This is a genomic window from Methylobacterium sp. A52T (assembly GCF_053346095.1).
Map to the genome: position 1 here is coordinate 1 of NZ_JBKFBI010000211.1, position 6,880 is coordinate 6,880.

The 6,880-nt window shown below is 72.2% G+C and carries 6 protein-coding genes; 3 read left to right on the plus strand and 3 right to left on the minus strand.

The features are described 5' to 3' along the window. Positions 1-139 precede the first annotated feature (139 nt). Both ACLBYE_RS28805 and rcdA read left to right on the plus strand, forming a co-directional pair. A complete protein-coding gene (locus ACLBYE_RS28805; protein ID WP_447696777.1) occupies positions 140-2,284 on the plus strand; it encodes a TonB-dependent receptor family protein in 2,145 nt (714 codons plus the stop codon). Positions 2,285-2,463: 179 nt separating this feature from the next. Next, a complete protein-coding gene (gene rcdA, locus ACLBYE_RS28810) occupies positions 2,464-2,994 on the plus strand; it encodes a protease adaptor protein RcdA (RefSeq protein ID WP_020090682.1) in 531 nt (176 codons plus the stop codon). Between the two features lie 77 nt (positions 2,995-3,071). Here rcdA and ACLBYE_RS28815 read toward each other — a convergent pair whose 3' ends face one another. Continuing rightward, complete coding sequence (locus tag ACLBYE_RS28815; protein ID WP_447696778.1) at positions 3,072-3,854, minus strand: MetQ/NlpA family ABC transporter substrate-binding protein; 783 nt, start codon at positions 3,852-3,854, stop codon at positions 3,072-3,074. Positions 3,855-4,210: 356 nt separating this feature from the next. After that, positions 4,211-4,459, minus strand: a complete 249-nt coding sequence (rpmE, locus tag ACLBYE_RS28820) for a 50S ribosomal protein L31 (RefSeq protein WP_012322259.1) — start codon at positions 4,457-4,459, stop codon at positions 4,211-4,213. Between the two features lie 240 nt (positions 4,460-4,699). Here rpmE and ACLBYE_RS28825 point away from each other — a divergent pair, with 240 nt between their 5' ends. After that, positions 4,700-6,544: an ABC transporter transmembrane domain-containing protein gene (locus ACLBYE_RS28825; RefSeq protein ID WP_447696779.1), complete on the plus strand. Its 1,845-nt coding sequence runs from the start codon at positions 4,700-4,702 to the stop codon at positions 6,542-6,544. Positions 6,545-6,616: 72 nt separating this feature from the next. Here the strand turns inward: ACLBYE_RS28825 and ACLBYE_RS28830 are convergent. Beyond that, positions 6,617-6,880, minus strand: a 264-nt coding sequence (locus ACLBYE_RS28830) for a methyl-accepting chemotaxis protein (RefSeq protein WP_447696780.1), incomplete at its 5' end; no start/stop codon positions are given.

The window sequence follows — 6,880 nt, forward strand, 5'->3', positions numbered from 1 at the left end:
CGTCGCGGCCGCCGCCCCCCGGCCGCGGCGCGTCGCCCTCCCGCGGGCGCCCCCGCGTCGCGGCCTCGGAGCCCGCGCCCCGCCCGTCGTCTGACCGATCGCCCCACCCTCCCCGATCGCCAGACACGGATCCCGCCCCATGCCCCGCCACTTCCGGGCCGGCCGACACGCCGCGCTCCTGCTGCTCGCCGGCGCGATACCGGCCGCAGCGCAGACGCGGACACCGTCCGCCGCCACCTCGGTCACCCTGTCCGAACTCAGCGTCGTCGGCGCCGCCGCGACGGACGCGCCGCCAAACGAGACCCGCGGCTCGCTCTCGGTGCCGAGCGTCGACCGCCAGAGGGCCGCCCTCGCGGGGACCGTCGGCTCCGTGGCCTTCGTCGACGCCGCGGCACTCCAGGACCGCTACACCAACACGCTCCGCGACGTGCTCAAGGACGTGCCCGGGGTCTACGTGCAGGAGCGCTACGGGCAGGAGCTGCGCCTGTCGGTCCGCGGCTCCGGCATCGCCCGCGCCTTCCATCTGCGCGGGCTTGAGCTGCTGCAGGACGGGATCCCGCTCAACCTCGCGGACGGGAGCGGCGACTTCTATCAGGTCGACCCGCTCGCCCTGCGCTCGGTGGAAGTCTACAAGGGCGGCAACGCCCTGACCTTCGGCGCGACGACGCTCGGCGGCGCGGTCAACGCCGTCACGCCCACGGCCTACACCGCGCTGGCGCCCAACATCCTGCGGGTCGACGGCGGCAGCTTCGGCACGATCCGCGAGCAGGCGCAGATGTCCCGCATCGACGGGCCGCTCGACGGGCTGGTCAACGCGACGCTGACCAATTCCGACGGGTTCCGCGCCCACGAGGCCCAGGCCACGAAGAATTTCAACGCCAATATCGGCTACCGGATCGCGCCCGACATCGAGACCCGCTTCTATCTCGGCACCTACATCACCGATCAGAAGCTGCCGGGCACCCTGACTCTCGGCCAGAGCCTCTCGACCCCGACGCTGGCCAACCCCACGGCGATCACCGGCAACCAGTCCCGCAAGGTCGAGACGGAGCGGATCGCGAACCGCACCTCGTTCCTGCTCGACGTGGGCAAGCTCGACGTCGACACCTGGGCGATCCACAAGAGCCTGTACCACCCGATCTTCCAGGCGATCGACCAGGACGGCTGGACCTACGGGATCAGCCCGCACTGGGCCGGGACCTTCGATCTCGGGGGTTTCCGCGACGACGTGGTGCTGGGCCTGCGCGCCTTCGCGGGCCAGAACTCCGCGCTGCAATTCGTCAACGTCCGCGGGCAGCGGGGGGCGCAGACGCTCAACGCCCTGCAGAGCGCCTCGAGCGTCGAGGCCTACGGCGAGAACCGCTTCTGGTTCCTGCCGGACGTAGCGCTGATGACCGGCGCGAAGGCGTTCTCGTCGAACCGGACCTTCAGCGACAAGGGCGGGCTGCCGGGCAACCCGAACCCGCGCTTCGCCGACGTGACCTACGCGGGCGTCAACCCGAAGGTCGGCCTGCTGTGGCAGCCGCGGCCCGACATCCAGATCTTCGGCGACGTCGTCCGGTCCCGGGACGTGCCGGACTTCTCCGACCTCGTGCAGCAGAACCTGCTGAGCACGACCTTCGTGCCCCTGCGGGCGCAGCGCGCCTGGACCTACGAAGCCGGCGCCCGCGGGCGCGTCGACCGCCTCGCCTTCGACGTGACGCTCTACCGGTCGGACCTGCGCGACGAACTGATCAACTTCGCGACCAATCCCGGCCTCAACATCCCGGCCGCCACCTTCAACACCCCCCGCTCCGTCCACCAGGGCGTCGAGGCGGCGCTCACCCTGGACATCGCCCGCGACCTTGCGGCGGCGGGCGACGGGCTCAGCGTGACCCAGATCTGGACCCACAACGACTTCCGGTTCGTCGGCGACCCGGTCTTCGGCAACAACCGCATCGCCGGGATCCCGGCGGACGTGCTGCGCACCGTCCTGAGCTACCGGCACCCGCGCGGCTTCCACGTCGCGCCGTCGCTCGACTGGGTGCCGCAGGGCGCCTTCGCCGATCACGCCAACACCCTGCGGGTGCCCGGCTACGCCCTGCTCGGCGTCGAGGCCGGCCTCGATCTCGCCGACGGCGTCGCCCTGTTCGTGGATGCCCGCAACCTCACGAACGCCCGCTACGTCTCGGACATCGCCGTGGTGGCGAACGCCGCCGCGACGGCCGGGGGCCCGGCCGCGCTGGCCGCCTTCTATCCCGGGAGCGGCCGCAGCGTCTTCGGCGGTATCCGCGCCTCGTTCTGAGCGCGGGTGCCGCCATCCGCGGCACTTCTCCAGATCCCGGGCGGCAGGTTAAGGTTAAAAAAACATGAACCCTGCTGTCCGGGCCAATCGGCGCTAGGATTGCGGCGTCGTCCGAAAGCCACGGACGGAGCGTCCCGGATCGGAACGAGCCGGGCCGTCGGACGGCACAGGAGAGGCAGATGAACGGCTTCGATGTCACGTTCCGGGACGATCAGGACTGGGTCGATTTCGGCAGGTCCTACGTCAACTCGGAAGCCTTCAAGGCGCTGTTCCGCGACGGGATGACCCTGGTCGAGGAGACGGCCGCCTATCTCGACGGCGAGGGCCGCGACGAGTCGCGCTTGGTGTCCCGGGACGCGACGCTCAGCTACGCGGCCGAGAGCATGCGCCTGACCACGCTGCTGATGCAGATCGCCTCGTGGCTCCTGGTGCAGCGCGCCGTCGCCGAGGGCGAGATGACCCCGGCCGAGGCCCTCCTGGAGAAGCACCGGGTCAAGCTCGGCACGGCCGAGCCGCCGAAGCAGCAGGACTTCAACCTGCTGCCGATGCGCCTGCAGCAGCTGATCCTCCGGGCCCGGCGCCTGCACAGCCGCATCCTGCACCTCGACGCGCTGATCGCCGAGGACCGGCCGACGCCGCAGCCGGTGGAGAGCCCCGTCGCCGCGCAGCAGGGCCTGCTGCGGATGGCGTTCCGCATGAGCGAGGGCTGAGCGAGGGCTGAGCGGGGGCCGGGCGACGCTCCGGGGAGCGCCGCCGCCGCGCGTGGCCGGCGTCCCGGCCCCGACGCTCAGAACGCCGGGAACTGGCCCGGGAACTGCTCCTTCAGGATCTGGCGGATCGCGTCGTTCTGGAAGGCGCGGACCAGCTTCGGCACCCAGGGCTTGCCCGTGTCCGCCTCGCGGACGACGATGACGTTGTTGTAGGGGTTGTCGACCTTGGACTCGATCGCGATGGAGTCCTTGCCGGGGATCAGTCCGGCATCGACGGCGTAGTTGGTGTTGATCACCGCGGCGTCGAGATCCTCGAGGCTGCGGGGCAGCTGCGCGGCGTCGACCTCCTGGAACTTCAGGCGCTTGGGATTGTCGACGACGTCGAAGACCGTCGGCAGCAGGCCGACCCCGTCCTTCAGGCGAATCAGCTTCTCGGCCTGCAGCAGCAGGAGCGCCCGACCGCCGTTCGACGGGTCGTTCGGGATGCCGATCTGCGCCCCGTCCTTCAGGTCCCCGACGGCCTTGACCCGCTTCGAGTACAGGCCGATCGGCGTCACGATCGTCTCGCCGACGGGGACGATCCTGTAGCCGCGCGCCTTGACCTGGTTGGCGAGAAACGGCTTGTGCTGGAAGGCGTTGGCGTCGAGGTCGCCGGACTGGAGCGCCTCGTTCGGCAGCAGGTAGTCGGAGAACACCACCAGGTTGATGTCGAGCCCGTCGCGGGCCGCGATATCCTTGGCCTTCGCCCAGAGGACTTCGGCATCCCCGCCCATGATGCCGACCTTGATCTTGTCCGCGGCCATGGCCGGCGCGGCGGCCAGACCGACCAGGGCGAGGAACAGCAGCAGCAGACGTCTCATCGTATCTCGATCCTAGCAGTGCGTCCGGAGAGCCTCGGCCTCCGGACAGGCAGGGGCGCCCGCGCGGCCGAGTTCCGGCGAACCGCGGGTGACCGGGGAAGGATACGACGGCCCGGCCGCGCTTTGAATGCGCCGGCAGCGGCCGGACCCGGCCGCGGAGGCCGCGGGTGCGGCCCGTCCGAGAAGAAGCGTTCCCGTCCCCGCGTCCGGACGCGCCGTTCGCGCCAAGGTCCGGGCGATCTTCGCAAACCCGTCCTGTGGATAACGCCCGCGGCCGCGCGACGCCGCGCACGAAAACGGGCGGCCCCGGCAGGGACCGCCCGTCTCGAACAGCGTCGCCGTGACGGCTGCGGCGCTCAGCGCTTGCCGAGGTTGCCGAACCGCGAGTTGAAGCGCGACACGCGGCCGCCGCGGTCGAGCATCTTCTGCTCACCGCCGGTCCAGGCCGGATGGGTCAGCGGATCGATGTCGAGATTGAGGGTGTCGCCCTCCTTCCCGTAGGTCGAACGGGTCTGGTACTCGGTACCGTCCGTCATCACGACCTTGATGAAGTGGTAATCGGGGTGCTCGGTCCCCTTGGCCTTCGCGGCCGCGTCCTTCGCCATGACCTTGGTCCCTGTCTGGCACGCCGGCGGGAAGCGCAGGAGGCGCCGCCCGGCCCGGAATGCGGAAGATGTCACCGGTTGCACCGAACCATGGGTTCGTGGCAACGGCACGTCCAAGCCGACCGTGGTGGCGGCCCGCGGCCATTGAACACACGCAATCGGATGAGCGGCGGCCTATACCGCAGCCGCTCCCCGGTCACAAGCGCCGCGGACCGGGAGAACGACAACACGTGAGGCGTGATGGCCCGTAAGACCAAGGCGGCCGCGGCCGGCCGACCCAGAGCCCCGCTGAGCGCCCTCCGGCCGCTCCTCCCCTTCGCGCTGCGCTACCGCGTGCGGATCGCCGCGGGGCTCGTCGCCCTCATCTGCGCCTCGGCCTCGACGCTGGTCGTCCCGATCGCCATGCGCCGGGTGATCGACCACGGCTTCACCGCCGACGGCTCGAACGTGATCGACGCCTATTTCCTCGCCCTGCTCGGCGTCGTCGCGGCCTTCGCTCTGTCGAGCGCCGCCCGCGTCTACACGGTGGTGACGCTGGGCGAGCGGGTCGTCGCCGACCTCCGCAGCGCCGTCTTCGCGCGGCTGACCCAGCTCGATCCGGCGTTCTTCGACCGGGCGCAGTCCGGCGAGATCGTCTCGCGGCTCACCGCGGACGCGACGCAGATCAAGTCGGCCTTCGGCGTCTCGGTCTCGATCCTGCTGCGCAACCTGTTCCTGTTCGTGGGCGCCACCGCCATGATGGTGGTGACGAGCCCGCGCCTGTCGGTGATGGTGCTGGCCGCGATCCCGATCATCGTCTTCCCGCTGATCGTGTCGGGCCGCGGCGTGCGCCGGCGCTCCCGGGCGGCCCAGGACCGGCTCGCCGAGGCCTCGGCCTACGCCGCCGAGGCGGTCGGGGCGGTGCGGACGATGCAGGCCTTCGGCCGATCCGACTCGACGGCGGCCCGGTTCGCCGCGGCCTCCGAGGAGGCCTACGGCGCCGCCCGGGCGTCGGTCCGGGCCCGCGCGCTGCTCACCGGCGTCGCGATCTTCCTGATCTCGGCCTCGGTGGTCGGGGTGATGTGGTACGGCGCCCAGGGCGTCCTGAACCACACCATGACGGGCGGCGAGCTCTCGCAGTTCGTGCTCTACGCCGTGTTCGGCGCCGGCGCCCTCGGGCAGCTCTCCGAGGTCTACGGCGACCTCGCCATGTCGGCCGGCGCGGCCGAGCGGCTCACCGAGATCCTGGCCGCCGAGCCCGCGATCCGCGCGCCGTCCCCGGCCCTGCCGCTGCCCGAGCCGGCGCGGGGCGCGGTGGCCTTCGAGGACGTGCGCTTCGCCTACCCCACCCGCCCGGAACACGCCGCCCTCGGCGGGCTCAGCTTCGCGGCCGCGCCGGGCGAGCGCATCGCCATCGTGGGACCCTCCGGGGCGGGCAAATCGACGGTGTTCCAGCTGCTGCTGCGCTTCTACGACCCGCAGGGCGGCCGGATCCTGGTCGACGGCGCCGACATCGCCCAGGTCGATCCCGAGCGCCTGCGCGCCCGCATCGCCCTGGTGCCCCAGGATCCCGTCGTGTTCTCCGGCACCGTCACCGAGAACATCCGCTACGGCCGCCCGGAGGCCGGCGAGGCGGAGGTCCGGCGCGCGGCCGAGCTCGCCAACGCGCACGGCTTCGTCTCGGCCCTGCCGCATGGCTACGCGACCCAGGTGGGCGAGCGCGGCGTGACCCTCTCGGGCGGCCAGCGGCAGCGCATCGCCATCGCCCGGGCGATCCTCAAGGACGCGCCGATCCTGCTGCTCGACGAGGCCACCTCGGCCCTGGACGCCGAGTCCGAGCGCGCCGTCCAGGCCGCCCTCGCCACGCTGATGCAGGGCCGCACCACCCTGGTGATCGCCCACCGGCTCGCCACGATCCGCGCCGCGGACCGCATCCTGGTCCTCGACGACGGCCGCATCGTCGAGACCGGGACTCACGAGAGCCTGCTGGCCCAGGGCGCGCTCTACGCCCAGCTCGCGAACCTGCAGTTCACCGACGCGCTGGACGAGACGGCGCGGGGCAAGGAGCCCCGCAGCCGGGGCGAGCGCCTGCCGGTCGCCGAGTAGCCGGGCCGCGCCGGGAGCCGCCCGGGGCCGCGCCTATCCGCGCGACGGACCGCCGGCGCGGGGTGCGCGGCCTCAGTGCGCGGACGCGGCCCGGCGCTGCCCCCGGCTCGCGGTATCCTGCGCCCGCTCCGCCGCGGCCTGGATCTGGCCGACCTGGGCCACGATCGTGTCGGTCGCCCGCACCATCTGCCCGGCCAAGTCCCTGACCTCCGCGGCCGCGGCCGCGAAGCCCCGGCCCTCTCCGCCGTCGCGGGCCGCCTCGATCGCGGCCCGGAGCGCCATCAGGCTGGTCTGACCGGCGATGCCGGCCAGGAGGGCGGTGCGCGCGGGGGGTGC